General features: G+C 40.9%; 22 protein-coding genes, 1 tRNA gene and 2 rRNA genes. 1 reads left to right on the top strand and 24 read right to left on the bottom strand.

Annotated elements, in window-relative coordinates; all coding sequences use genetic code 11:
• Positions 1-37 precede the first annotated feature (37 nt).
• The 17 genes from ACZ5N5_RS04680 to spoIIE form a co-directional block, all read right to left on the bottom strand.
• Positions 38-2,952 (bottom strand): 23S ribosomal RNA (locus ACZ5N5_RS04680).
• Between the two features lie 486 nt (positions 2,953-3,438).
• Positions 3,439-5,000: ribosomal RNA gene (locus tag ACZ5N5_RS04685) — 16S ribosomal RNA — on the bottom strand.
• The 16S and 23S rRNA genes sit together here, the layout of an rRNA operon.
• A 394-nt stretch (positions 5,001-5,394) precedes the next feature.
• Positions 5,395-6,876 (bottom strand): lysine--tRNA ligase, encoded by a 1,482-nt coding sequence (gene lysS, locus ACZ5N5_RS04690; protein WP_054789109.1) that lies wholly within the window; start codon positions 6,874-6,876, stop codon positions 5,395-5,397.
• Between the two features lie 66 nt (positions 6,877-6,942).
• On the bottom strand, positions 6,943-7,149 hold the full coding sequence (locus ACZ5N5_RS04695) for a helix-turn-helix domain-containing protein (protein ID WP_109984858.1): 207 nt from the start codon (positions 7,147-7,149) through the stop codon (positions 6,943-6,945).
• Positions 7,119-7,631 carry a 2-amino-4-hydroxy-6-hydroxymethyldihydropteridine diphosphokinase gene (folK, locus tag ACZ5N5_RS04700; protein WP_054789110.1) on the bottom strand — a complete coding sequence of 171 codons (513 nt, stop codon included), beginning with the start codon at positions 7,629-7,631 and terminating at the stop codon, positions 7,119-7,121. The genes ACZ5N5_RS04695 and folK overlap by 31 nt, the downstream gene beginning before the upstream one ends.
• Positions 7,628-7,993 (bottom strand): dihydroneopterin aldolase, encoded by a 366-nt coding sequence (folB, locus tag ACZ5N5_RS04705; protein ID WP_054789111.1) that lies wholly within the window; start codon positions 7,991-7,993, stop codon positions 7,628-7,630. The genes folK and folB overlap by 4 nt, the downstream gene beginning before the upstream one ends.
• Positions 7,986-8,822 (bottom strand): dihydropteroate synthase, encoded by an 837-nt coding sequence (folP, locus tag ACZ5N5_RS04710; RefSeq protein ID WP_109984860.1) that lies wholly within the window; start codon positions 8,820-8,822, stop codon positions 7,986-7,988. Before folP ends, folB begins: the two co-directional genes overlap by 8 nt.
• A gap of 210 nt (positions 8,823-9,032) precedes the next feature.
• Complete coding sequence (cysK, locus tag ACZ5N5_RS04715) at positions 9,033-9,959, bottom strand: cysteine synthase A (protein WP_054861461.1); 927 nt, start codon at positions 9,957-9,959, stop codon at positions 9,033-9,035.
• Between the two features lie 117 nt (positions 9,960-10,076).
• Complete coding sequence (locus ACZ5N5_RS04720; protein WP_109984861.1) at positions 10,077-10,985, bottom strand: peptidylprolyl isomerase; 909 nt, start codon at positions 10,983-10,985, stop codon at positions 10,077-10,079.
• Positions 10,986-10,999: 14 nt separating this feature from the next.
• Positions 11,000-11,875, bottom strand: coding sequence for an Hsp33 family molecular chaperone HslO (hslO, locus tag ACZ5N5_RS04725; protein WP_054789113.1), 876 nt, complete (start codon positions 11,873-11,875; stop codon positions 11,000-11,002).
• A gap of 13 nt (positions 11,876-11,888) precedes the next feature.
• Positions 11,889-12,668, bottom strand: coding sequence for a type III pantothenate kinase (locus tag ACZ5N5_RS04730; RefSeq protein ID WP_464373346.1), 780 nt, complete (start codon positions 12,666-12,668; stop codon positions 11,889-11,891).
• Positions 12,669-12,941: 273 nt separating this feature from the next.
• A complete protein-coding gene (gene ftsH / locus ACZ5N5_RS04735; protein ID WP_109984863.1) occupies positions 12,942-14,900 on the bottom strand; it encodes an ATP-dependent zinc metalloprotease FtsH in 1,959 nt (652 codons plus the stop codon).
• Between the two features lie 134 nt (positions 14,901-15,034).
• Positions 15,035-15,580, bottom strand: a complete 546-nt coding sequence (gene hpt, locus ACZ5N5_RS04740; protein ID WP_054789114.1) for a hypoxanthine phosphoribosyltransferase — start codon at positions 15,578-15,580, stop codon at positions 15,035-15,037.
• Positions 15,570-17,027: a tRNA lysidine(34) synthetase TilS gene (gene tilS, locus ACZ5N5_RS04745; protein WP_464373347.1), complete on the bottom strand. Its 1,458-nt coding sequence runs from the start codon at positions 17,025-17,027 to the stop codon at positions 15,570-15,572. Before tilS ends, hpt begins: the two co-directional genes overlap by 11 nt.
• A gap of 66 nt (positions 17,028-17,093) precedes the next feature.
• Positions 17,094-18,023, bottom strand: a complete 930-nt coding sequence (locus ACZ5N5_RS04750; RefSeq protein ID WP_464373348.1) for a serine/threonine protein kinase — start codon at positions 18,021-18,023, stop codon at positions 17,094-17,096.
• Positions 17,995-18,729: a vWA domain-containing protein gene (locus ACZ5N5_RS04755; RefSeq protein ID WP_109984866.1), complete on the bottom strand. Its 735-nt coding sequence runs from the start codon at positions 18,727-18,729 to the stop codon at positions 17,995-17,997. The genes ACZ5N5_RS04750 and ACZ5N5_RS04755 overlap by 29 nt, the downstream gene beginning before the upstream one ends.
• A gap of 93 nt (positions 18,730-18,822) precedes the next feature.
• On the bottom strand, positions 18,823-21,282 hold the full coding sequence (gene spoIIE, locus ACZ5N5_RS04760) for a stage II sporulation protein E (protein WP_464373349.1): 2,460 nt from the start codon (positions 21,280-21,282) through the stop codon (positions 18,823-18,825).
• Between the two features lie 264 nt (positions 21,283-21,546).
• Here spoIIE and ACZ5N5_RS04765 point away from each other — a divergent pair.
• A tRNA-Met gene (locus ACZ5N5_RS04765) sits at positions 21,547-21,620 on the top strand.
• Positions 21,621-21,777: 157 nt separating this feature from the next.
• On the opposite strand, the gene ACZ5N5_RS04770 is transcribed toward ACZ5N5_RS04765, so the two are convergent.
• The 7 genes from ACZ5N5_RS04770 to ACZ5N5_RS04800 form a co-directional block, all read right to left on the bottom strand.
• The gene (locus ACZ5N5_RS04770) at positions 21,778-22,182 is read right to left on the bottom strand and encodes a S1 domain-containing RNA-binding protein (protein ID WP_054861456.1); all 405 of its coding nucleotides are present in this window, start codon (positions 22,180-22,182) and stop codon (positions 21,778-21,780) included.
• A 75-nt stretch (positions 22,183-22,257) separates the two neighbouring features.
• The gene (locus tag ACZ5N5_RS04775; RefSeq protein ID WP_054861455.1) at positions 22,258-22,635 is read right to left on the bottom strand and encodes an FtsB family cell division protein; all 378 of its coding nucleotides are present in this window, start codon (positions 22,633-22,635) and stop codon (positions 22,258-22,260) included.
• Between the two features lie 29 nt (positions 22,636-22,664).
• A complete protein-coding gene (yabQ, locus tag ACZ5N5_RS04780) occupies positions 22,665-23,228 on the bottom strand; it encodes a spore cortex biosynthesis protein YabQ (RefSeq protein ID WP_277678492.1) in 564 nt (187 codons plus the stop codon).
• Positions 23,225-23,524: a sporulation protein YabP gene (gene yabP, locus ACZ5N5_RS04785; protein WP_054789119.1), complete on the bottom strand. Its 300-nt coding sequence runs from the start codon at positions 23,522-23,524 to the stop codon at positions 23,225-23,227. The genes yabQ and yabP overlap by 4 nt, the downstream gene beginning before the upstream one ends.
• Before the next feature lie 79 nt (positions 23,525-23,603).
• Positions 23,604-23,867, bottom strand: coding sequence for an RNA-binding S4 domain-containing protein (locus ACZ5N5_RS04790; RefSeq protein ID WP_109984869.1), 264 nt, complete (start codon positions 23,865-23,867; stop codon positions 23,604-23,606).
• 28 nt (positions 23,868-23,895) lie between these two features.
• Positions 23,896-25,347, bottom strand: a complete 1,452-nt coding sequence (gene yabN / locus ACZ5N5_RS04795; RefSeq protein ID WP_464373350.1) for a bifunctional methyltransferase/pyrophosphohydrolase YabN — start codon at positions 25,345-25,347, stop codon at positions 23,896-23,898.
• Complete coding sequence (locus tag ACZ5N5_RS04800) at positions 25,331-26,920, bottom strand: putative polysaccharide biosynthesis protein (RefSeq protein ID WP_464373351.1); 1,590 nt, start codon at positions 26,918-26,920, stop codon at positions 25,331-25,333. Before ACZ5N5_RS04800 ends, yabN begins: the two co-directional genes overlap by 17 nt.
• Positions 26,921-26,926: the final 6 nt, after the last annotated feature.

Genomic DNA, 26,926 nt, shown 5'->3' on the forward strand with positions numbered 1-26,926 from the left:
AAGTAGACAAACCATTGGTTTTTCATCCAAAGAACGTATAGATAAGTCCTCGATCGATTAGTATTCGTCAGCTCCACATGTCACCATGCTTCCACCTCGAACCTATCTACCTCATCGTCTCTGAGGGATCTTACTCACTTAAAGTGTGGGGAAGTCTCATCTTGAGGGGGGCTTCATGCTTAGATGCTTTCAGCACTTATCCCTTCCACACGTAGCTACCCAGCGATGCTCCTGGCGGAACAACTGGTGCACCAGCGGTGTGTCCATCCCGGTCCTCTCGTACTAAGGACAGCTCCTCTCAAACTTCCAGGCGCCCACGACGGATAGGGACCGAACTGTCTCACGACGTTCTGAACCCAGCTCGCGTACCGCTTTAATGGGCGAACAGCCCAACCCTTGGGACCGACTACAGCCCCAGGATGCGATGAGCCGACATCGAGGTGCCAAACCTCCCCGTCGATGTGGACTCTTGGGGGAGATAAGCCTGTTATCCCCGGGGTAGCTTTTATCCGTTGAGCGACGGCCCTTCCATTCGGTACCGCCGGATCACTAAGCCCGACTTTCGTCCCTGCTCGACTTGTAGGTCTCGCAGTCAAGCTCCCTTCTGCCTTTACACTCTTCGAATGATTTCCAACCATTCTGAGGGAACCTTTGGGCGCCTCCGTTACTCTTTAGGAGGCGACCGCCCCAGTCAAACTGCCCACCTGACACTGTCTCCGAACCGGATCACGGTTCTGGGTTAGAAGGTTCATACAGCCAGGGTGGTATCCCACCGGCGCCTCCACGTAAGCTAGCGCTCACGTTTCCAAGGCTCCCACCTATCCTGTACAAGCTGTACAAACATTCCATATCAGGCTACAGTAAAGCTCCACGGGGTCTTTCCGTCCTGTCGCGGGTAATGCGCATCTTCACGCATAGTATAATTTCACCGGGTCTCTCGTTGAGACAGTGCCCAAGTCGTTGCACCTTTCGTGCGGGTCGGAACTTACCCGACAAGGAATTTCGCTACCTTAGGACCGTTATAGTTACGGCCGCCGTTTACTGGGGCTTCAGTTCAACGCTTCGCTAATGCTAACGCATCCCCTTAACCTTCCAGCACCGGGCAGGTGTCAGCCCCTATACTTCGCCTTTCGGCTTCGCAGAGACCTGTGTTTTTGCTAAACAGTCGCTTGGGCCTTTTCACTGCGGCTTACTCGTAAGTAAGCACCCCTTCTCCCGAAGTTACGGGGTCATTTTGCCGAGTTCCTTAACGAGAGTTCTCCCGATCACCTTAGGATTCTCTCCTCGCCTACCTGTGTCGGTTTGCGGTACGGGCACCCTTTTCCTTGCTAGAGGCTTTTCTTGGCAGTGTGAAATCCGGAACTTCGGTACTCATTTTCCCTCCCGATCACAGCTTGTGATTGCCAGACGGATTTGCCTATCTGACTCACTCACTGCTTCGACGCACACGTCCAGTCGTGCGCTTTCCTTATCCTACTGCGTCCCCCCATCACTCAAACGGAATTGGGTGGTACAGGAATATCCACCTGTTGTCCATCGCCTACGCCTTTCGGCCTCGGCTTAGGCCCCGACTAACCCTGAGCGGACGAGCCTTCCTCAGGAAACCTTAGGCATTCGGTGTAGAAGATTCTCACTTCTATTTCGCTACTCATACCGGCATTCTCACTTCTAAGCGCTCCACCAGTCCTCACGGTCTGACTTCCCTGCACTTAGAACGCTCTCCTACCATTGTTCGTAGAACAATCCGTAGCTTCGGTGATACGTTTAGCCCCGGTACATTTTCGGCGCAGCGTCACTCGACCAGTGAGCTATTACGCACTCTTTAAATGATGGCTGCTTCTAAGCCAACATCCTGGTTGTCTAAGCAACGCCACATCCTTTTCCACTTAACGTATACTTGGGGACCTTAGCTGACGGTCTGGGCTGTTTCCCTTTCGACTATGAACCTTATCACCCATAGTCTGACTCCCAAGGTAATATGATTGGCATTCGGAGTTTGACTGAATTCGGTAACCCGGTGAGGGCCCCTAGTCCAATCAGTGCTCTACCTCCAACATACATCCCTTGAGGCTAGCCCTAAAGCTATTTCGGAGAGAACCAGCTATCTCCGTGTTCGATTGGCATTTCACCCCTACCCACACCTCATCCCCGCACTTTTCAACGTACGTGGGTTCGGGCCTCCAGTCAGTGTTACCTGACCTTCACCCTGGACATGGGTAGATCACACGGTTTCGGGTCTACGACCCCCTACTATCTCGCCCTATTCAGACTCGCTTTCGCTGCGGCTCCGTGTCTTCCACTTAACCTTGCAGGAGATCGTAACTCGCCGGTCCATTCTACAAAAGGTACGCCGTCACCCATAAAAGGGCTTCGACTACTTGTAGGCACACGGTTTCAGGTTCTCTTTCACTCCCCTCCCGGGGTGCTTTTCACCTTTCCCTCACGGTACTGGTTCACTATCGGTCACTAGGGAGTATTTAGCCTTGGGAGATGGTCCTCCCGGATTCCGACGGAATTTCACGTGTTCCGCCGTACTCAGGATCCACTCTGGAGGAAACACGCTTTCGACTACAGGGCTGTTACCCGCTGTGGCTGACCTTTCCAGATCGATTCGTCTAACGTATTTCTTGGTAACTCCGTATAGAGTGTCCTACAACCCCAAAAAGCAAGCTTTTTGGTTTGGGCTAATTCCGTTTCGCTCGCCGCTACTCGGGAAATCGCGTTTGCTTTCTCTTCCTCCGGGTAATGAGATGTTTCAGTTCCCCGGGTCTGCCTCCTCTATCCTATGGATTCAGATAGAGGTTCTACTCCATGACGAGTAGAGGGTTTCCCCATTCGGAAATTCTCGGATCAATGCTTACGTACAGCTCCCCGAGACATATCGGTGTTTGTCCCGTCCTTCTTCGGCTCCTAGTGCCAAGGCATCCACCGTGCGCCCTTTTTCACTTAACTATACTCATGCTTCAGATGAAAAAGTCGTTGGTTTTTATTTGATGTCTTGTCATCAGTTTCGTGTTGGCTTCTTTTGGTGCCTTCACGTCCTGATTTCTTCTTATCTAGTTTTCAAGGTACAGCTTCCACACGAGGTGGTAACTTCTGTATTCGTCACAAGACGTGACGGGTTTTGACAGAAGATCCTCTGAGCATCAATCGCTCAAAACTGAACCAAACAACCAAGTACAATCTATGATGATCTACGCTAATAGATCATTTCCTATTGTGTCTAGCTCCAGCACCCAGCGACTAGCACAACTTCCCTCACCTCCGTACGATAAGTCAACATCAAGTCGCTAAGCTCCTTGTGTTTCCTTTATCTCCTTCGGTAAGATTGATCGATTAAAACCACCACTTTGCGTGGTAACATCGATCCACCCATGTTGCATGGGCGCAGTTTGTACGTCGCTAACCGGGTGCTTCCGCCTTTCACTTTATCCTTAGAAAGGAGGTGATCCAGCCGCACCTTCCGATACGGCTACCTTGTTACGACTTCACCCCAATCATTGGCCCCACCTTCGGCGGCTGGCTCCAAAGGTTACCCCACCGACTTCGGGTGTTGCCAACTCTCGTGGTGTGACGGGCGGTGTGTACAAGGCCCGGGAACGTATTCACCGCGGCATGCTGATCCGCGATTACTAGCGATTCCGGCTTCATGTAGGCGAGTTGCAGCCTACAATCCGAACTGAGAATGGTTTTATGGGATTGGCTTCACCTCACGGCTTCGCTGCCCTTTGTACCATCCATTGTAGCACGTGTGTAGCCCAGGTCATAAGGGGCATGATGATTTGACGTCATCCCCACCTTCCTCCGGTTTGTCACCGGCAGTCACCTTAGAGTGCCCAACTCAATGCTGGCAACTAAGATCAAGGGTTGCGCTCGTTGCGGGACTTAACCCAACATCTCACGACACGAGCTGACGACAACCATGCACCACCTGTCATTCGGTCCCCGAAGGGAACTCCCTATCTCTAGGGACATCCGAAGATGTCAAGACCTGGTAAGGTTCTTCGCGTTGCTTCGAATTAAACCACATGCTCCACCGCTTGTGCGGGCCCCCGTCAATTCTTTTGAGTTTCAGCCTTGCGGCCGTACTCCCCAGGCGGAGTGCTTAATGCGTTAACTGCAGCACTAAGGGGCGGAAACCCCCTAACACCTAGCACTCATCGTTTACGGCGTGGACTACCAGGGTATCTAATCCTGTTCGCTCCCCACGCTTTCGCACCTCAGCGTCAGTTACAGACCAGAGAGCCGCCTTCGCCACTGGTGTTCCTCCACATCTCTACGCATTTCACCGCTACACGTGGAATTCCGCTCTCCTCTTCTGTACTCAAGTTCCCCAGTTTCCAATGACCGCTTGCGGTTGAGCCGCAAGATTTCACATCAGACTTAAGAAACCGCCTACGCGCGCTTTACGCCCAATAATTCCGGACAACGCTTGCCCCCTACGTATTACCGCGGCTGCTGGCACGTAGTTAGCCGGGGCTTCCTCGATAGGTACCGTCAAGGTACCGCCCTATTCGAACGGTACTTGTTCTTCCCTAACAACAGAACTTTACGATCCGAAAACCTTCTTCGTTCACGCGGCGTTGCTCCGTCAGACTTTCGTCCATTGCGGAAGATTCCCTACTGCTGCCTCCCGTAGGAGTCTGGGCCGTGTCTCAGTCCCAGTGTGGCCGATCACCCTCTCAGGTCGGCTATGCATCGTTGCCTTGGTGAGCCGTTACCTCACCAACTAGCTAATGCACCGCGGGCCCATCTGTAAGTGGTAGCTTGCGCCACCTTTCCACTTCGGTTCCTATGAACCAAAGTACTATCCGGTATTAGCCCCGGTTTCCCGGAGTTATCCCAGTCTTACAGGCAGGTTGCCCACGTGTTACTCACCCGTCCGCCGCTCGTTCCACTCACGTCCTCCCGAAGGATTCAGTCAGCTTCCCGCGCTCGACTTGCATGTATTAGGCACGCCGCCAGCGTTCGTCCTGAGCCAAGATCAAACTCTCCATAAAATAGATGCACCGAAGTGCTTGTGTTGATCAAGCTCGCTTAAAGCTAGCATGTTCTTACTTTTTTGTACTGGTTGTTTTGTTCAGTTTTCAATGATCAATGTTCGCCGTCTTTTTGCGACAGCTTTTATATCATATCACCATAAATCACAATTGTCAACAGCTTTTTTTAAGTTTGTAAATTGTTTAGTAGATTATATTAACTACCTTATTTAAAGCGACGCTAAACAATATATCACACCTCACTCAGAAGTGTCAATAGCTTTTTTAACTTTCCATGGATTGTTTTTCATGACTTGACAGTCTAAGTTTTCTTTTTTTGATTTTAAAGAAAGATAACCCCAAAAAGTTGAGCGGGAGGTCTAACTTTTCAGGGTTGTTGTATGGGTTCTTTCTATTACTTATTACGCATTTGCGGGAATAGCAGAACATCACGAATCGATGGTGAATTAGTTAGTAACATTACTAAACGATCAATCCCGATACCAAGACCGCCGGTTGGTGGCATACCATATTCTAAAGCTTCTAAGAAATCCTCATCCATTTCGTGAGCTTCGTCATTTCCTTGTTCTTTTTCCTTCACTTGGGCTTCAAAGCGTTCACGCTGATCAATAGGATCGTTTAACTCAGAGAACGCGTTGGCATGCTCTCTACCAACAATAAATAGTTCGAAGCGATTTGTAAAACGATCGTCATCCTTGTTTTTCTTTGCAAGTGGTGAAATTGCAACAGGGTGTCCGTACACAAAAGTCGGCTGAATTAATTTCTCCTCCACTCTCTGCTCAAAGAATTCATTTACAATATGCCCATAGGTCATATTATCTTCTATTTCTATTCCGTGCTCCTTCGCAAGAGCTTTCGCTTCATCATCACTCATTTGCTGCCAGAAATCTACTCCAGTGTATTCCTTAATTGCATCCACCATATGGAGTCTAGTCCATTTAGGTTGTAAATTAATTTTGTCTTCACCGTAAGAAATAGTTGTCGAACCAAGAACCTCTTTAGCTATATGTGCTACCATATTTTCAACTAGTTCCATTATATCGTGGTAATCCGCATATGCTTCATATAACTCAATCATCGTAAATTCAGGATTATGCCTAGTCGATACTCCTTCATTTCGAAAAACACGGCCAATCTCATAAACTTTTTCCATACCACCTACAATAAGTCGTTTTAGATGTAATTCAATCGCAATCCTCATATATAAAGGAATATCTAAAGCGTTATGATGAGTTTCAAAAGGTCGAGCAGATGCTCCTCCCGCTATTCCGTGCATCATCGGTGTTTCTACTTCCAAGAAACCTCGATCGTCTAGATATCTACGCATGGATTGAATGATTTTACTTCTTATAATAAATGTTTGCTTACTATCGATATTTGTAATCAAATCTAAGTAGCGTTGGCGATAGCGTTGTTCTACATCCTTTAATCCATGGAATTTCTCTGGCAACGGCCGTAACGCCTTTGTAAGTAGAATGAATTGCTCTGCTTTTACAGATAGCTCGCCTACATTTGTTTTAAAAACAGTCCCTGTAACGCCTACAATATCCCCAAGATCCGCTGTTTTGAAAATTTCGTACGCTTCCTCGCCTACTGTATCCTTTCTCACATACAACTGGATTTGACCACTTAGATCTTGAATATGAGAGAAGCCTGCTTTCCCCTTCCCTCTTTTTGTCATAATACGACCAGCAATTGTCGTCTCTATTTTTTTCTCTTCTAATTCCTCTTTAGAATATTGATCATAGTTAGCTCTTAATTCTTCTGCTAAATGTGTACGGGTAAACTTATCTCCAAAAGGGTCCATCCCTTTTTCGATATAGGATTCTAATTTTTCTAACCGGACACGCATGTGTTCACTTAATTCTTCACTCATTTTTATCACTCCATATTAAAAATTGTAGTTGGCTACGAGGTAATCCTATCCCTTATCCACCCTAGTTTATTTCTTAGGTTCTAATTCTTGGATAGAAATATCTAATTGCTCAGAGATTTTTTCTAGGGTTTCCAATGTTGGTACCCGTTTACCTCGTTCTATGTCTCCTAGCTGAGAAACTGACATTCCGAGCTCTTTTGCAAAACCTATTTGTGTATAGCCTTTTAATTTTCTATAAGCCTTTATTCTTTTCCCCCATCTATTTTGTTGCATTGAACTACCCCTTCTTTTTCTTTCAAAGACATTTCACTAATTAAAGTAGAAACATCCTTCTCTATATGTGATAAGTATAAATGATGATTTATGTCCATTAATGGCATTAATACAAATGCCCGCTCATGCATACTTGGATGTGGTAAAGTTAATCGTTCTGTTTCTATATTCTCTTGATTATATAACAAAATGTCAAGGTCTATCGTCCTCGGCCCCCACTTTATTTCACGTTTTCTGCCTAAGCTATGTTCAATTTCCTGACAAGTATCCAATAATTCAAGTGGGGACAAAGTTGTTTCGATACGAATAGCCATATTGAGAAAATCATTCTGATCCGTAAACCCAACCGGTGCTGTTTCGTAGATCCCTGAGACCTTCTTGATCTGAATGGATCGATGTTCTTTCAATCGTTGTATTGCAAGTTGTAAATATTCTAATCTTGGTTCAATATTAGATCCTAACGCTATATATGCTTGATTCATTTGTTCTTCTCCCGATAAATCTCAACTGCTACCGAACGATAATGTCCAGGGATTGGTGGATCTGGCTTATAAACCTTGACGGTGCATGTCTGGAGTAAAGGAAGACTCGTTAACAGTTTATCGGCAACAGATTGTGCTACAGCTTCGACTAAGTTCTTTGCTTCCCCTTCCACTATCTCTTTGGTTAATTGATAAACAAGTCCATAATCGATCGAATCTTCCATGTTGTCAGACTTACCTGCCTTACGCAAATCCAATTCAAGTATAAGGTCGACTGAAAAGCGTTGGCCTAGCTTTCTCTCTTCTGGAAACAAACCATGATAACCATAAAATTGCATCTCATGAACATAGATCTTATCCATCTATCTCACTACCTTTACCTATCATTTGATCCATCATGCTGGTCATCCGCGCAATCATTTCTACATTGTGCACTCGAACGATCTCTACCCCTTTTGTGATTCCGTAGCATACCGTTGCTCCTGTCCCTTCATCTCGTTGACCAACAGGTAAATTCAATGCATGTCCGATCATAGATTTCCTAGAGGTACCTAACAAAACAGGGTATCCTAATGTTTTAATTCGTTCGAGTTCTCGCATTACTTGCATGTTTTCCTCAAAGGACTTTGCAAAACCAATTCCAGGATCAAGTATAATATTTTCTTCTTTTACACCTCTCGCAAGGGCAATTTGTATACTTTCCTCAAGATCTGACAATACATCATTCATTAAAGACTGATAGTGACGATCTTCACGATTATGCATGAGGATAATCGGAGCTTGATATTCTGCAGCAACCTTGGCAATCTCAGGTTCCTTCTTTGCCCCCCAAACATCATTAATAATCGAAGCACCTGCTTGAACAGCTGCTTTTGCTACCTTGGACTTGTACGTATCTACTGATATGGGTATCGTTATTTCCTGGGCAATAGCCTCAACAACTGGTACCACACGGTTTAATTCTTCTTGTTCAGATACAGGCTTGTGCCCGGGTCTAGTGGATTCACCACCAACATCAATGAGATGGGCACCTTGCTCTTCCATTTTTTTCGCTTGTGCAATCGCCTGATCGATTGTGTGATAGCTCCCACCATCTGAAAAGGAATCTGGAGTAACATTCAAGATACCCATCACCAACGTTTGATCAGAATAGCGAAAATCTTTCACCTTCGTCTTTAGCCAATCGTTCATCTAAATCCGTCCTTCATTCTTCTATTTCATTCCTATCATAGGATATAATAGGTATTATTATACAAAAGTCAATTATAGCATAATTTTAACCCTTTTTTGTCAAAAATGCACGATCTTATTAGAGAAACTGATGTGTTAGTTTAACCTTCGTCGCATGACCCTGCCAAACATTAAAAAAGACTACCTATAAAATAGATAGTCTCACCAATCTTATTCTTCATCAAATTGATATAAAGGTGTTGATAAATAACGTTCTCCATTACTTGGTAATACCGCTAGAACCTTTTTGCCTTTTCCAAGCTTTTTCGCTACTTGCTTCGCCGCATAAATAGCAGCGCCAGAGGATACTCCACCGAGGACTCCATCTTTTTTAGCAGCTTCTCTTGCTGTTTCATAAGCTTGATCATTTGTGACAGTAATAACTTCATCATAAACCTTTGTATTTAATACACCTGGAACAAAACCTGCACCTAAACCTTGTATCTTATGAGGTCCTGGCTTTCCTCCGGATAATATTGCAGAATCTGCTGGTTCTACAGCATAAATTTTTATATCCTTGAAGTGCTCCTTTAAAACTTTACCGGCACCAGTAATCGTTCCACCTGTACCAATACCTGAAACAAATGCATCTAATTGATCTCCCATTTGCTCCACAATTTCTTTACCTGTTGTCCGCGCATGTACATCTGGATTAGCTTGGTTGTTAAATTGTTGTGGCATGAAGTATCCATGCTTTTCTTGAAGCTCACTTGCTTTTTTGATGGCACCTTTCATACCCTCTGCACCTGGTGTTAGTAATAATTCAGCACCATATGCACGTAATAAATTACGCCTTTCCATACTCATTGTATCTGGCATGACAAGAATAGCTCTATATCCTTTCACTGCTGCTACGAGTGCTAAACCGATACCTGTATTACCGCTTGTTGGTTCAATGATTGTATCTCCAGACTTTAATACACCTTCTTGTTCCGCTGCTTCAATCATCGCTAATCCAATACGATCCTTCACAGAGCTTCCCGGGTTCATGAATTCTAGCTTTAAGTAGATTTCCGCAGCTTCTGGATCAGCAGTACGATTTAACTTAACAATAGGAGTATTGCCAATCAATTCTGCGATATTTTGAGCAACTTTCATTTAACTTCCTCCTCAATCCCAAGTAATATAATTGGTTTTATATACAATGTACATGAAAAAGGTATCATTTGTCAACCCATAACTTGGAAAAGTCCTATATCCTTTTGACCTTGCTCCTTAGTCATTTTTATCTAGCACTGTTGTGACTTCTAGTTCTTCCCACAACAATTTAGGATCTAAATTCTGGTCCATTTGATCTAGTGCTAAATCCTGCTTTACTTCTTGATAGGCTTCTTCATAGCTTACATTAACTGCAGGAATATGATGATGTAGAAACACAATACTAAAGCCTTGATCTGTTCGGATAGGCTGACTAAATGTCCCCTCGTCCATCGCTAACGTTTCATGAAAATATTCAGGAGGAATAAAGCTATTAGTCTCTGTATAATAACCGAGATATCCGCCTTCAGAAGCTGTCTCCTCATCCATAGAATATTCTTGCGCTACATCCGTAAAAGAAGCTCCTGACTCTAACTTTTGGTAAGCCTCATCCGCTTCCGCTTCGCTGGATACAACAATATGAGATAGTTGAACAACCTCTTCAAATTGATACTGGTTCTCGTAGGTTTGAAAATACTGCTTCACTTCAGAGTCTGACACTTCGACATCACGCGTTAATAAAGCCTTCATGTAATAACGATATTTAATTTGTTCTGTCCATTTCTCTTGAAGGGATTTCCTTTCCTCTTCCGTTAGGACACCTTGCATGATTAATAGCCTTGCTATTTCACGCTCTACAATCTTTGAATCGATTTCTAACTTCTCTTGCTCCGCGAGTTGAAAAACCACCTCTTGATTAACCATTTCGGTTAACACCTTTTCACCATAGCCTCTAGTTAATAAATCCAGCCATTCCTCATACTTTATCTTTTCATTTTCGATAGTGGCTAATGGTTTTTTTTGATTGATAACAGATTCATCATCTAATGCAATTTCCGTATTTCCTTTGGAGAAAAGCAGTGTTGTTATATTCGTGATGAGCAAAATAAAAATAATGACCCACAAAGACAGCTTCGACAATCTCACAACACTTTTCCTCCTTAAGAAGATTTTAATGCACGTAATTCATCAATGGAGAAGGTATAAACCTCATTACAAAAATGACAGGTAGCTGTCGCCCCGTGATCCTCTTTAATCATTGCATCGATTTCCTCATTCCCAAGTCCACTAATCGCAGTCGACAACCTCTCCTTCGAACAAGGACAAGAGAATTGAACTGGCATATTTTCTAGTATATTAAGCTTGCCTTCCTCTCCTACTAAAAGGGTAAGGACTTCTTCTGGTGTTTTTCCTTCCTGTATAAGCTGAGAGATAGGAGCAATCTCTTCAATTTGTTTTTCTACCTTTGCAATTGTCTCATCAGAAGCTCCTGGTAGCATTTGAATAATAAAACCACCTGCTGCCAAGATAGAATGGTCGGGATTCACAAGGACACCAGCTCCTACAGCAGATGGAATTTGCTCTGAATTTGCCAAATAATAGGTGAAGTCCTCACTTACTTCTCCTGATACGATCGGGACTTGTCCTGTAAAATGATTTCGCAGTCCAAGATCCTTGACCACACTTAAGGTTCCTTCTGTCCCCACTGCTCGACGGACATCCAATTTGCCTTGAGCATTGGACTCAAAATCTACATGAGGATTGATAACATAGCCTCGTACCTCTCCTTTATCATTGGCATCTGCAATCACAGCACCAATCGGGCCATTCCCTTCAAGTTTCACGGTCAATTTTGCATTATCCTTTAACATCACACCAAGCATTGCCGTGATCGTAATCGTTCTTCCTAAAGCAGCAGAAGCAGTCGCCCAAGTATCCTGTCTTTCTCTTGCTTCCTCCACTGTATTGGTAGATTTGATCGCATATGCCCTCACTTCACCATCAAAGGCTGTTGCCTTTAAAACATAATCCTTCATCTATAACACCCTTTCACTCAAAGGTTTTTTCGTTTTTTTGATAAATTTCATACAACCCTTTTAAGGTTAAAAATGGATCGACAATATCGATTGTCGCAGAATCCTCTACTAGGAGTGTTGCGAATCCTCCAGTTGCAATAACTTGAGCAGAGGTGCCTGTTTCCCCTTTAATTCGGCTAACTACTTCATCTACTTGTCCTACGTAGCCGTAGTAAACACCTGATTGCATCGCCTCCACCGTAGAAGAACCTATGACCTTATCGGTTCTTTTCAGTTCAATTTTCGGAAGCTTTGCAGCATTGGTATACAGTGCATCCAATGAAATATTAATACCTGGTGTAATCGCACCACCAACATATTCCTCCTTTTCATTAATATAACAATAAGTCGTTGCCGTCCCAAAATCAATGATAATACTAGGAGCACCATATTCTTTGATCGTTCCAACTGCATTCACAATTCGATCTGCGCCTATCTCCTTCGGGTTAGGGTAGGCCATTTTTAAATGAGGATTAACCATTTCTTCGCCAATCACCATTGGTCTACAGTGAAAGTATTTATCTGCCATCCTCTGTAATGCGAACAAAATAGGGGGCACAACAGAAGAGATAATAATCCCGTCAACATCTGAAAAGCTTATGTCCTCGTGAGCGAACAATGATTTAAAGAACATTCCGAATTCATCTTCTGTTTTGTTCTTATCTGTTTGCATACGCCACTGATACTTTAGTTTGCCCTGATCGAAGACCCCTAATACAGTATTTGTGTTACCAACATCTAATACAAATATCATTTCCCACACCGCTTTTCTTTTTTATAGATCATTTTCATATTGTATAGGTAATAATTAATAATTAGCAAGTGAATTGAATTAGATTTGACCTGAAAGCATGATCGATTCAAATCCCTTTTGAGAAACTCACATTCGCTCGTCCTTTAGTGGAAGTATTAGCTTTACTTATACTTTGGACTTCAAAATTTTCGCTACTTCCTGCAAAAATTTTATGCTTTCCTAACGTAAAACAAAAAGCAGCCTCCCTAATTTAGAGAGGCTGCATTTCTAATGTTATTCTTTATCTTGATTGTCTTCAGAAACTTCCTCATTGTTTTCTTTGGATTGGATGTTTACTCGAACATCCTGAGATTGATCATCAGCCTTTTCCTCTGAATGCTTCTCTCCATCTTGTTCTGACACTACTGGGTCTGGTAAAACACCATCCTCAAACAATGATTTAATTTGACTTGCATCTAACGTTTCTACCTCAAGTAAGGTTTTAGCAACTAATTCTAGCTTACTACGGTTTTCTGTAAGAATCTGTTTCGCACGATTATAACAAGTTTGAATGAAGTGCTGGATTTCTTGGTCAATTTCATAAGCAATCGCATCACTATAGTTCTGGTCAGATTGCATATCACGACCTAAGAAAACTTGACCATTACTATTGCCAAATTGAAGTGGGCCAATTTTTTCACTCATACCATATTCCATTACCATCTTACGCGCAATTCCTGTAGCACGTTGGAAATCATTGTGTGCACCTGTACTTACTTCGCCAAAAATAATCTCTTCTGCTACACGTCCACCTAATAGACCCGTAATCTTATCCAATAATTCTGGCTTAGTCATAAAGTAACGATCTTCACGAGGAAGCATAACTGCATATCCACCAGCTTGACCTCGAGGAACAATAGTAACTTTATGTACCATGTCAGCATCATCTAAAACCATACCTATAATGGTATGTCCACTTTCATGATAGGCTACAATATTTCTTTCCTTATCAGAAATTACACGGCTTTTCTTCGCTGGACCTGCAATGACACGATCAATCGCCTCATCTACATCGTCCATTTCGATCTTTTGCTTATCGGATCTTGCTGCAACTAATGCCGCTTCATTTAACAAGTTCTCTAAGTCAGCCCCAGAAAAACCTGGTGTACGCATCGCAATAGTCTTAAGCGAGACATCGTCCGATAATGGTTTATTACGAGCATGTACTTTTAATACATCCTCACGTCCTCTTAGATCTGGTCGGTCTACTGTAATTTGACGATCAAATCGACCAGGTCGTAATAAGGCAGGGTCTAAAATATCTGGACGGTTTGTTGCAGCGATAATTATAATTCCTTCGTTTTCACCAAACCCATCCATTTCAACGAGTAATTGGTTTAAGGTTTGCTCCCGTTCATCATGTCCACCACCAACACCAGCTCCACGTTGGCGACCCACTGCATCAATCTCATCAATAAAGATAATACATGGTGCATTTTTCTTCGCATTTTCAAATAAATCTCGGACACGAGACGCACCGACACCGACGAACATCTCAACGAAATCAGAACCACTGATAGAGAAGAAAGGAACACCCGCTTCCCCTGCAACAGCACGAGCTAATAACGTCTTACCAGTACCTGGAGGTCCTACAAGAAGTACCCCTTTTGGAATCTTAGCTCCAATAGCGGAGAATTTACGTGGATCCTTTAAGAAATCCACCACCTCAACTAATTCCTGCTTCTCCTCATCTGCACCAGCAACATCTCGGAAACGAACTTTTTTCTTTTCTTCATTGTACATCTTCGCCTTGCTCTTACCGAAGTTCATCACACGACTTCCGCCACCCTGTGCTTGATTGAGCAAGAAGAAAAACAGAATAAATATGATAACAAATGGAATCATGGTGGTTAAAAAGGTTACCCATCCACTTGGTTGTTCTTCCTCTTTGACCGTTAGGATTTGTTGTTCCTCAGCCGTTTCGGTAACTTGGCTTACAATCGTTGTATTGTCAGGAATATTCGTTACAAAGTTCTTATCCTCACCTGACTCTAATTCACCAACAATTCTCATGACACCATTTGATGGGCGCATTTCCATTTCTTTTATTTCATTATTTTCCAATGCTTCCATGAATTCATTTACTTTAAATTCTTGTGCTTGGTTGTTTTGATTAATAAAAACATTGATGATCCCTATCACTACAAGAAATATAAATAGATATAGGATCACATTACGTATTATCCGATTCATTGCCTACCTCCTCCCGTAACGAGAAAACTATAGTAAATAGTACCATATTAAAATAGTTTATTACAACTAATTACCACTATAAAATTTGCATATGTATGTTTCCATATACATTGCACTAAGACTTTAATTTAAACTTATTCTTCTCCACCGTAAACCTCTGGCTTTAATACACCGATATACGGTAAATTTCTAAATTTTTCTTGATAATCCAGTCCATAACCTACGACAAACTCATTTGGGACTTCAAATCCTACCAGGTCTGCTTTAATATTAGCTGTACGACCTTCTGGTTTATCTAGAAGGGTTACAATTTTAATCGATTTCGCTTTTCGATATTTAAATAAATCCACTAAATAACTTAAGGTTAAACCACTGTCTATAATATCCTCTATGATAAGTATGTCTCTTCCTTCTACTTTTGTATCCAAATCTTTGACAATTTTCACTTCACCGGAGGAGCGCATTTCATTACCGTAACTTGACACATCCATAAAATCCATTTCAATATGTGTATGGATATTACGTAATATATCAGACATAAATGGTAGAGCACCTTTCAAAATTCCAACTGCTAGAGGGAATTTTCCGTCATATTCTTCGGTTAATTGCTCACCTAACTCCTTACATTTTTGTTGTATGGATTCTGCTGAAATCAACACTTCTTTTATTTCATCGTGCATCATGGTGCCTCCTACTTATATTTTGCTCAGTACTTTCCGCTTTCTTCGCAGCACTTTTATAGTGTAACGATATAAAGGTATCCATTTTTTCTAAAAGAATCTCTGCCTTCGTTAAGCCTATAATCCATAAAATCGTACCATTATTTCCTACTAGCAATGGCCAGCTATCCCTTTTTTCGATAGGAATTTTTTTATCGATAAAAATATCTTTGACTTTTTTACTGCCATTTAACCCTCTTATTTTCATTCGATCTCCTGCTTGCCTTGTTCTTACTATTAGGGGAAATAACGATTCGTCATTTGGAAGGTACATCGAATGATGACTTTCCTGCTTAGTGAAGGTACTAATGCTGGACTCTATGACAAAACCATTCCATAATGCTTGCACACCTGGGATATGTAATTTTTGCGCCACGGATTTCTTGGGCTGCTTTATTTGAAAATGAAAGGAAATTTCCTGATAGCTTTTCGTTATATGTAGCGATTTAGGTAAATCGATCGTTACATTAGCTCTAGATTGTTGTAGCAATGTGAGGAAATCTTCTTCATGCTTCATCGAAATCTTATCAGGGATTTGATGATTGTATAGATAATTTAATATTAGATGAAAGGCTCGTCTTTGTAAAGCAATCGGGTATTGTAAAAAGGAAGGAATGGAAAAAGAAGCCGTCTTCCCTGCAGATGGAAATTGTACTATTTCGGATACCATCTCCTCTGCTTTCTGGGTTAGATACTTATCGTCTTCTCTAATTCTTTCAGTTAATCGCTGAACTTGCCTATGTATGTTTTGATTTTTCTCCTTGAGAAATGGCAGAACATTTAATCGATAAAAATTTCTAGTGTAATCAACAGATTGGTTTGACGGATCCTCTCTTGGCATCAGCTGATGCTGATCACAATAATGATAGATCGCTTCCTTCGTTGTACATAAAAAAGGGCGAATAATCTCTCCTGTACTAAATTTACGTTTAACTGGTATACCTGCTAATAAGGACGGATTACTATGTTGTGTGAGACGCATCAGGACAGTTTCTAATTGGTCATCCCCATGGTGGGCCAATGCTAGATAATCTGCGTCAAATTGTTCCATCACCTTCTCAAACACCCTGTATCTGAGCTTTCTAGCTACCAATTGTGTTCCTTCCTGTAGCTTATTTTTTTCCTTCTTTACATCTACTTTTTCCTTAACAAAGGGCACTTGCCATAAAGCACACAATTGCTCTACGAACTTCACATCTTCTGCTGATTGCCTTCCTCTTAATCCATGATCCACTGAAACGGCAGCAATATGTAGTTTCCACTTATCTCTTAATGTACAAAGATAGTGTAGTAATGCTATCGAATCGGCTCCACCCGAAACGCCAACAACAATGGTAGCCTCTTCTTTCAATAGCTGATGCGTTTTAATAAACACCATAACGGTTTGCTCAAATGATTGATTTGACATCCACCACCACCCCACAAAAACTCTTTTAGACTATTTTAACATATTATGAAATAGCATTTCGATTTATCACATAAATAATGTCATATATAAATAACATCCACCACTTACTGTTAATATACTTAAGATCTCTAATAAAGGGTAGTAATGCTTGTCATTCTTCTTGGTGGCCCCCCGACGCTTCCTCTTTTCCCTTGTGAAATAATGGACTAGAAAATCCTTTACTTGATTCGCCTCAGTAATTTCTCCACTAATCATCTTTAACAGCAATTGTTTAATAGAAGGAGAGGATATCGCCAAATTTATTTTTTGTTGGAGGATTTTTTTAGGATTAGACCCCTTCGTAAAACCATTTGGGTAATAGATTCTTAACACTACCATCGCTAAAGCGAATAGGTCATAGCTTGGCTCCGCTCTTCTCGTCCCCATTTGCCAATAGGCTCTATCATAGAATTCGGTATATTCCTTGATCGATCTTCCAATTAACGTCGTCCCTCCTACATCCACCCAACGAAGACGAACTGGATTCCTGGAAACAATCAAATTATCCAACTTCAGATCCCCAAACACATAGCCTTGTCGGTGCAGCATGTCTAAATCCTTCACAAATCCCATCAACAAGGTAAACAAACGATCCTGACCATTTCTCCGTATGAAATCTGGTAAGGAGTCACCCGAAATATATTCCATAACATAAAAGGCATAAACATGACCATTTGGCGCAATAAAATCATCTACATCGATTAAAGAAGGCCCAAGGTGATGGCCTTGAACCTTCTTAAATCCTTTCAATACATTTACTTCTGAGCTGATCGAGGTACTTTGTTTACTCACCTTTAGCGCAACTTGTTGGTTGCGGTGTACACATAAATATACCGTACCAATCGCCCCGCTCCCAAGCTTGCGAATCACATAATAGCTATGAAGGTGCCATTTTCCTTTAATCGTCTGTCCTTTTATTAAATTGACATTAGGCTTCTTCGATGTTTCCGTATTCATTAGGCAAGAATCTCCTTCTTAAGCTCTTCTTTCCAAATTGGTGCATCGCTTCTTTCAGAGCTGGTCCTGTGGGTGTAACACCACCACTTGCTAATTTGGAAAAAATAGCAGTAATCGAGTCTAATTTCCCTGTCCAATCTACTAATTGATGAATGGCCTTCTTTCTTCCCGGAAATTGATAGACACTGAATCTACTTCGTCCAATTCGTGCATTCATACTGATCGACAAATCGATTAATGCTTCTTGTACAGTTGGAAGCTTATTCGCCATACTAGCACTCGTATCTACTAATACCAAAACCTCCAGATCACAAGTTTCTCCTAATTCATCCACTACCTCCATTACTTCGCCTCTTTGTTCAGGCGGTAGCTCTTCCATTGTCTGCTGATTGCCTAATATTTGTTTGAGTTCTTGATTGACCACACCTTGTAATGTCTCCGTCATCGCTTGCTTAGTGACAGCCTGGACCGTCTGAGATAAGATTTGCTTATAGACAATTTGACTGACCCCTTGACCACAACTGGCAATCTCTTCTACTTCTAATAGACCTGTAGGTTCCTCTGTATCATCATCTTCTAAAATACCAATTACGTTGACTGTAATACCCTGCTCTGCGATGATGGTTGCTACTTGTGCCGGGTCCTCCCCTTGGTTCGAGCAACCATCTGTTATTAATAGAATCTGCTTTAACGTTCCTGTCTTCATCTAATACTCCTCCTATTTCTAGCCTTTTTCTACATCTTCACCAAAAAAAGCTAGAAATATACTTCCATGCTAACCGGTTTTTCAGTAAAAAAACTATTGCCAGCTATAAGCAGGGTAAAAAGAAGCATCTGTGCGAATCGGTGCCCATTTAGGGTGATTTTTATCAATTTGAGCTACTAATACAGTCATATCATCTTCAATCATTCCACCTTGTGAACGAATCACTTCCTCTAGTAACAAATCGGCTATTTCTTGAGGTTCCTTCGTCTCCATTTCTCTTAGCTTTCGCTTTAGCCACATATCTACATTCTCGATTTCCTTTGGCCCTTCAAAAATTCCGTCACTCATCATAATAAGGTAGTCGCCTGGTTTAAGTTCAGCTGTTACGACCTCGACATCGAATTCTTGTATAATGCCAATGGGTAGATTACTCGCTTCAATTCGTTCAATGGCATCACTTCGCATCACATAGCTAGGGGACGAGCCTATCTTCAAAAATCTTACCGATGCGTGGTGGAGATCAATCATCGCCAAATCTAAAGTGGCATATATTTCTTCATTTGTCCTTAAAGAGAGGATGGAATTAATCGATTTTATCGCAACTTGTTCATGAAGCCCTGATTCTAGGATTTGCTGTAATAATCGCAATGTTTCCATACTTTCTTCATGTGCCCTGTCTCCGTTCCCCATGCCATCACTTATAGCTAAGGCATAATGACCTGCGCCAAGTTCCATTGCTTTATAGGAGTCACCTGATACTAAGCCACCACCTTTTGCTGCATGAGCCATTCCAGTAGATACGACATAACGCCGAGCAGATCCAAAGGTAAAGAAGCTATGACCTTTCGCCATCGGAGAAACATCCTCTGTTACCACAATAATCGTTTCATCTAATATATCAGATAGAATTGGTGCGATGAGCTTAGCAGCTTCTCCATGATACTGCTGGAAGAGAATCACCATTTCGATATCAATATTTCCTTTTTCTAGACTGTATACATCTAATTTTTCTAATTCAATTCCTACATGCTTTAATGCGGCTACTATCTCTAATTCTTGTTGCTCATGATTTTCCTTTTCCTTTAAAATCTCTTTCGCAAAGTTTTCCATTACATCGGAAACACCGCTAAGCTGATCTGCTACAAACCTTCTGCTTTCTAGTACTTGCTTCTTTAATTGTTGATTCGCCTGAAAAAAAGAAAGCTCCTGTTGCATTGCATCTATCACTCTTCTTGACTTGATACAATGATTCTCAAATTGATGCTTCGTTACCTTGCTTAAGCCAGAAGGTGTTTCTAATTCTGATTTAACCCCTTTCATTAGATCATAGGTTTGATCAAACTGCTTAACCCAGCATGTTTCTTTCTTAAAGCATGTTTGGCATGTTTTCTCTGCTACATTGCTCAGATAATAATCCACCTCAATATCTTCGTCTTTTAATTGATTGGAATCTATTTGAAAACTTCGTGACAATGCCTTAAACACACTGGAAAAACGCTCGACTCGATGTGCTGTTACATCACGAACTTTTTGTAAATACTGCTCTTGTTCTTTTGTATGCTCTACCGTCCCTGGGATATATCTAGCTATTTTGGAAATGAGCGCATTTGGTGTAAGCACAAATAAAAATACAGCAAAGCTTGATTCAATTAATGCCGCACCAATATAATCAAAGGAATCTCCATATAAGCTTAACAATACCGTACTGACAAACAAACCTACACTTACAGCGAGTTTTTTCCCTTCTTTTAATAGACCGCCCAGTAGTCCAGCGAAGGCTAGTAGACTCATCTGATAGAGATTCCCAACATTAGCTAGACTAAGAATGAGACCAGCTACCACACCTACCGTCGAACCGATAGAAGCTCCGCCGATGAGAGCAAGTAATAGCACGAGATATCTTGCTAATATTTGTTCAAATTGGGCACCGTACCACTCGATTCCCGTTAAGCCTGTTAGTACTGAGGCAAGTAAAATGATCAAACAAACAATTTCTTCATTTTTTAATGTAGGTTTATATCTTTTTGGTGATAATAAAGGGAGGCTTTGCATAAATATTAGAAGTAAGACGGCAGCAAGCACTCCCTCGACTAAGGCAAGCATCCACTGAACATAGGTTAGTGGGCCTTCCCATGCATACAAGCATAAGCGGGGTAAGAATGTGGATATTAAAGCAATAAGCGGAAGTAATTTCTCGATGTGTTTGACATGAAAAAAAATGATATTGAGTAAGAGCATCGTCGCAATGGCTAATACGAGATAGACACCGTGCATTATTGAATATGTACATGCCCCTATTAGCGAAAAACAAATCAAAGCGACAACTTTGTCTCTCCGCAAATACCATACTGAAACGATAAACGCCAAGGCAAATGGGGATAAAGTAGACAAAATAACTGCACGTCCTAACAGTAAACCTAATAGACAAAGTAGAAAACCTTTCTCAATCATGAAATGATGCCACCATCTCATGAGGTTCTTTTGTGAAAAGAACATGGAAAAACGAGCCTTTAATTCGATAGATTTTGGTTTATTCTCCGTAATAGTATTCATCTACATCACTCCTTGTCCTCTATTAAAACACATTCTTTTTTTCTTTTTTGTCAAAACAAGGAAGTAGAATTGGAGAAATGTTCGACTCTTTTTCTAACTAAAAAGCTAATTCAATCGTTAAGCGACACAATCTGGATGAAAACATGTCAGTTTTCATCTTTTTTATGTCGATGATGTCTGATAGCGTTTTTTTATCTTCTCTCTTTTTTTGAGTTGACAGAAAAATAAAGCTGTTGTATTATATTCTTTGTGTCTTTACATTAAGGCGGTGTAGCTCAGCTGGCTAGAGCGTACGGTTCATACCCGTGAGGTCGGGGGTTCGATCCCCTCCGCCGCTATATATGGAAAAAGAGTTGTGAAAAAAATTCACAGCTCTTTTTTATTTCGTTTCTACACATGTAAAAAAGCTACCAATCTAGATAGGTAGCTTTTTGATCTATTGTTCACGAGTCACATCCGTCTTTGTCTTCTATATCCTACATAGACAGCAAGTGTTTAGCCTTTTCTCGCTCCTCGTCCTCCGCGTTTTGATTCTGTATGTTTCTTTAATGTTGCTAAACGATCCTCAGAATCTTTTAAGAAACGATTCATTTTTTGTTCAAATGATTCGCCTCTCTCGCGGTTATTTTTTTGATTGCCTTGATTTCTTCGACGGTTAGGTGGGTTATCCTTTGCTTTTTTGATGGATAAACCAATTTTACCATCGTCCTCTACATTAAGAACTTTAACAGTGACTTCATCACCGACTGTTAAATGCTCGTTAATGTCCTTTACATAATTATCGGCAACCTCACTAATGTGGACGAGACCTGTTTTTCCATCAGGTAACTCAATAAAAGCTCCAAAATTAGTGATACCTGTTACCTTTCCCTGCAACTTGCTGCCTACTTCGATTGACATAAAGAAATTGCTCCTCCTTAAAATTTTTAAAGAATCGTACTCATACTATATTATAGCGAAGCAATAAAAACGGTGTCAATAAGATGACTCCTCTTCTGGTAATTTAAACACAATTTCGCCTTCTTCTGTGAAGAAATAGTTGGTTTTCGCAATTTGTAGTAAGTATTCTTCATCATTCAATAGCTTGATTTCTTGTGTCAGCTTCTTTTCCTCTTTTTCCAGTGATGCTAATTGATCAGATTTCTCTGTATATTCTGCTTGCAATTCATTATATTTTACCCGTTGCTTAATGTGATAGGTAGTAACACAAACTATTGTAATCATGACAACTAGGCCGAACAAAGCAAGTCGTCGAAATAATCGCTTTTTTCTTTGCTTTTGTCTTCTTATGTAAGCATCATGTTGTTCAATATAAGCTTCGTTTATTCTAGATACATTACTAGATTTTGCCATGATTAATTCTACCTCCTTAAAGGGTTCTATTACTTTTTCTTTTTTATTTTACTAAATAAACGAAAAAATTGGTAGAGATAATTTTTCTCCATTTTCGGCATAAAACGTTTCACGTAATTCCATAATAAGATAAATGGATAGAAAAGTATACGGAAAATGAAAGAAAATAAACGAAAGAATAGCTGGTAAAGCCATGAAAGGCAAACAACAACAAACGTGAAAAGTAAAGTGATAGGCTTTATTAGTACCCAATGAATGATGGCATAAACCATCCGGAGAATATGTGAAATAATCCGGATGGCAAGTTCTAACCCTTTACTGTAGGCTTGCTCCAACAGAGCCTTGAACATTGCATAGCCACAAAACACAGCTAAAAATATATAGAAGCGCAGTATTCCTTCATTTACCTGATACAATACATAGAAAAAGACGAAGGCTTGTACGATCCAAAAAAGGAATTCTAGAAGGTATCTTCGTATAATACCATCTGCCCACCACTTTTCGATTCGCTTAAACGTATAGTATGCTGCTCCAATATATACCCCCATTGCCACCATTGTAAACATTGTGAGGAACTGCGTGTTTAACGTCATTTGAAGAGCTTGCTAAAAAGACCTTTAGCTTTATCTCCATGCTGCTCGTCTAGATAAGAGAGCTCATAAACCTTACCCTTTATCGATACATGACCGGACTCTACATCTAAATTTTTCATTTGGAGATTGTCCCCACGAATGACAAGATAGCCCATGACGGTCTGTAGCAGAAATTCCTCACTATCAAAGCTATCTACTTCCTTCACTCCGTCTATTTCTAGTAAACGTCTATTTGTCATTTTCACATGGTGATCCATTTGTGATGTTGTCATTGGTTTTTTATCATAATAGTTCATTGCAAATCCCTCCCTTTTATCCATAACTACTTTATGAAAAGAGGGACAAGTTTAGAACTATTTTTATAGAAATGGCGCTTTACTCGTTCTCTCGATATTCTTCACTCTTTATCGTATATAGTGTACTAGCTTCTTCTTTTCTTACTGTTTCTTTTAATTGGTCTACTTGAATCGTTAACAGCTTTTGGCCAAATTGAATCTTCAGTTCATCACCAACGGCAATGGTGGTTGCAGCCTTCGCTGTTTGATCGTTTACGATAATTCTGCCTTGATCGGCTATTTCTTTAGCCAAGGTTCGTCGTTTAATCAATCGTGAAACCTTTAGAAATTTATCTAATCGCATAATTATTCCCTTCCTGATAGAGGTTTGTCTACTCTTTTTGTTTTGCCTTCTCCCAAAATATATCTAATTCAGCTAGAGTAAAATCCGTCCAATCCTTGCCACTATTCGCTACTTCTTTTTCGACAAATTGAAAACGATTCATAAACTTGTTATTTGTTCGCATTAATGCTATTTCTGGATTAATTTTATAATATCTTGCAAGATTAATCATTGCAAATAGAATATCTCCAAATTCTTTTTCTTTCTCGATTTGATTTTCTTCCGCTAACGCTTCCCTCCATTCTACTATTTCCTCCTCCACCTTCTTCCTGATGTCTTCTGAATTATCCCAATCAAAGCCTACCTTCGCCGCCTTTTTTTGTAGATCTTCTGCTAATAGAGTTGCTGGCAATCCTTTGGTTATACCGTCCAATACCGAGGAGTGCTTGTCTTTTTTCTCTCTTTTCTTTATTTCCTGCCAGTTTCGTATAACATCCTCTTCCCCATCTACATGTACATTGCCAAAAACATGAGGATGTCTTCGAATCATTTTTTCCGTGATACTATATATTACGTCATCGATGGTAAAATATCCTGCTTCTTCCGCAATTTCACTATGAAGCATTACTTGTAATAGAACATCACCTAGCTCCTCTGCAATTGCCTCATCATCTTCCCGATCTATCGCTTCTAACACCTCATAGACCTCTTCAATCAAGTACTTTTTTAATGATTCGTGGGTTTGCTTTTTATCCCATGGACATCCATCTGGCCCTCGCAAAATATGGACAACCTCTCTCAATTGGGAAAATTGGTGATGGAGCTTTTCTTTAGTAATCGGTGGTATGTAGACACTTGTTAAGTTACTTAAATCTACTTGCTGATCCAATGCCACTAGTGGAATATGCTTGATTACCTCATTCTCACTGCCTACTGCCTCCGCTATGAAAATCATATGATCTGCAGGAAGATCCTCCAACAAGGTTAATTTTACCTCGGAGGCAACAAAAGAATCATAAACCTGACAAAATACAAGGTGTTGCTCATATTGTAGCTGATGTCTTAAAAAGCTTGTCGCATCTACCATTTGAAAGCCTTCAATTGGGTCAAAGCCAAATGCCCGAAACAGATCATCCAAAAAGCTCTGACCACCTGATATTTTCAATTCAATTTGATTATGTTCCCGTAAGAGCTGTACCGTACGTTCTGCTAACATGGGATGGCCCGGTACCGCATAGAGAATTCGGTTCTTTTTTAATGCTTGGTTGATTAAGCGATCGACAATCTCCTGATAAACGGCTTCAAACTGATCGTGCTTTTCATAAACCGTATCAAAGCTCTCGAATACAACCCCTTCTTCCTCTAATGATGAAATTACTGGATGATCGATCGTGCGCACATAGCAAATATCCTTTGTGTCTATTAATTTTCGGTACAAGCCTAATGGTAATTGATGTATATCTCCACCACCAAGACCTATTACTTCAATGATTGGTTTCATCTCTATTGACTCCTTTATAGTTCCATTTTTTCGGCATAGGAAGCTGGTTCCACTCTTCTTTTGTTAATATATTTAACCATCGTAGACTAAATAGAAAAACTAAGAAACCAAGAACCACACTAAATAAGACAAATACGACTAATTCTAGTCGAGTTACTAGATGTAGAAGGTTATTGTTTAGAAATTTCAAAAGACATTCTATCGCGATCAGAAGTCCTGTTGCTAGAATAAGACGTAAAAGCGGGAGGTGAAGTAGCCTTTGTTTGATGACCCTTTTTCTTAATAGCCAGTAATTGATAACAAAGATAACCACAATCGTACACACGGTGGCAAGAGCATTACCACTAATTCCAAATGAAGGAACAAACCATTTATTTAATAAAATTTTTACCCATAATCCAAAAAAGATAAGAAAGGCTGTCCATTTCATATAGCCAAAACCTTGTAGTAAAGAAGCAACGACTAAAGTAAGTGGACTGACTAAAAGAGTAAGTGCTAAAATACGCAAACTATTCGAACCAAGCCTATCGGTGAAAAATAATTGATTAATCTCTGGCATTAGGATCCATAAACCTGCTGTTGCACCAACAGACAACAATAAACAAAATTTTAACGATGACTGGATTTGGTTGAATGCTTGCTTTTTGTTAGCATGCCAATTCTGCTTCGTTATTTCTGGCATTAACGCCATCGCAAAGGAAGACCCAACAACCGTCACAAGCTGAAGTAATGGCTGACCGCGATCGATAACTCCCTTCGCCTTCATCGCTTCTGTTGTAGAAAGTCCATATTCCACTAGCCCTGGCACTACCGTAACAGAATCTGCAAATTGCATTAATAACAATAGCATATGGTTTAAGCTAATCACGATTCCACCAAAGATGATCGTACTCCATAGACTACTGAATCCAAATACCCTTTCTTCCATTCCATCACACAAAGGCCCTTTCTTTCGATGAAAAAGTAAATATAAGGTAGAGGCAAGGAATGCTACAGTTGTAGCCAATACTGCGCCATCTGCAATCCGATAAACAGAAAGATAGCCTAAAGAGATGAAAGCAGCTGTACCAATAATGATACAAGCACGAATTAGTTGTTCGATTAACTGAGAATTTGCTGTAAGGTACATCCTTTTTTCTGATTGTTGTATTCCCCTGAGTAAGGACAAGATGGGAACAAAAAGAAATATCCACGCCACTAGTTTTAATGCCTCTACTAGGTCCTCATCCCCCATCCATAAAGCTATCTGTGAACGGAAACAATAGATAAGCAAGAAGAGAAACACATGGAAAAGAAGCAGGACCCCTGTTATATTTTTCGATAGCGGTTTTGATGCTTTTGCTTTATTTTCAGCTAAAAATTTAGCGATCGCGGAAGGAAATCCATAAAGGGCTATGGTGATAGCAATCCCAATAATTGGATAGATTTGCTGATAAATATAAAAACCGATATCACCGGTTAGGTTCTGTAATGGTATGCGATAAAAGGCACTAATAACCTTACCTATTATGCCAGCAAATACTAGTGCAAAGGCACCTTTATATATTTGCTTATTTTTAGTTGAATGATTCATCTATTT

This window comes from Gracilibacillus sp. JCM 18966 (genome assembly GCF_055392695.1).

Excerpts from the sequence above, each read along its gene's own strand:
- ACZ5N5_RS04800 (WP_464373351.1), bottom strand. The coding sequence starts at position 26,920 with ATGAATCATTCAACTAAAAATAAGCAAATATATAAAGGTGCCTTTGCA.
- ACZ5N5_RS04790 (WP_109984869.1), bottom strand. The coding sequence starts at position 23,867 with ATGCGATTAGATAAATTTCTAAAGGTTTCACGATTGATTAAACGACGA.
- ACZ5N5_RS04750 (WP_464373348.1), bottom strand. The coding sequence starts at position 18,023 with ATGAATACGGAAACATCGAAGAAGCCTAATGTCAATTTAATAAAAGGA.
- hpt (WP_054789114.1), bottom strand. The coding sequence starts at position 15,580 with ATGCACGATGAAATAAAAGAAGTGTTGATTTCAGCAGAATCCATACAA.
- yabP (WP_054789119.1), bottom strand. The coding sequence starts at position 23,524 with ATGAACTATTATGATAAAAAACCAATGACAACATCACAAATGGATCAC.
- ACZ5N5_RS04770 (WP_054861456.1), bottom strand. The coding sequence starts at position 22,182 with ATGTCAATCGAAGTAGGCAGCAAGTTGCAGGGAAAGGTAACAGGTATC.
- tilS (WP_464373347.1), bottom strand. The coding sequence starts at position 17,027 with ATGTCAAATCAATCATTTGAGCAAACCGTTATGGTGTTTATTAAAACG.
- yabQ (WP_277678492.1), bottom strand. The coding sequence starts at position 23,228 with ATGACGTTAAACACGCAGTTCCTCACAATGTTTACAATGGTGGCAATG.
- folK (WP_054789110.1), bottom strand. The coding sequence starts at position 7,631 with ATGAATCAAGCATATATAGCGTTAGGATCTAATATTGAACCAAGATTA.
- spoIIE (WP_464373349.1), bottom strand. The coding sequence starts at position 21,282 with ATGAATACTATTACGGAGAATAAACCAAAATCTATCGAATTAAAGGCT.
- cysK (WP_054861461.1), bottom strand. The coding sequence starts at position 9,959 with ATGAAAGTTGCTCAAAATATCGCAGAATTGATTGGCAATACTCCTATT.
- lysS (WP_054789109.1), bottom strand. The coding sequence starts at position 6,876 with ATGAGTGAAGAATTAAGTGAACACATGCGTGTCCGGTTAGAAAAATTA.
- hslO (WP_054789113.1), bottom strand. The coding sequence starts at position 11,875 with ATGAAGGATTATGTTTTAAAGGCAACAGCCTTTGATGGTGAAGTGAGG.
- folP (WP_109984860.1), bottom strand. The coding sequence starts at position 8,822 with ATGAACGATTGGCTAAAGACGAAGGTGAAAGATTTTCGCTATTCTGAT.
- ACZ5N5_RS04755 (WP_109984866.1), bottom strand. The coding sequence starts at position 18,729 with ATGAAGACAGGAACGTTAAAGCAGATTCTATTAATAACAGATGGTTGC.
- yabN (WP_464373350.1), bottom strand. The coding sequence starts at position 25,347 with ATGAAACCAATCATTGAAGTAATAGGTCTTGGTGGTGGAGATATACAT.
- ftsH (WP_109984863.1), bottom strand. The coding sequence starts at position 14,900 with ATGAATCGGATAATACGTAATGTGATCCTATATCTATTTATATTTCTT.
- ACZ5N5_RS04695 (WP_109984858.1), bottom strand. The coding sequence starts at position 7,149 with ATGCAACAAAATAGATGGGGGAAAAGAATAAAGGCTTATAGAAAATTA.
- ACZ5N5_RS04730 (WP_464373346.1), bottom strand. The coding sequence starts at position 12,668 with ATGATATTTGTATTAGATGTTGGTAACACAAATACTGTATTAGGGGTC.
- ACZ5N5_RS04775 (WP_054861455.1), bottom strand. The coding sequence starts at position 22,635 with ATGGCAAAATCTAGTAATGTATCTAGAATAAACGAAGCTTATATTGAA.
- folB (WP_054789111.1), bottom strand. The coding sequence starts at position 7,993 with ATGGATAAGATCTATGTTCATGAGATGCAATTTTATGGTTATCATGGT.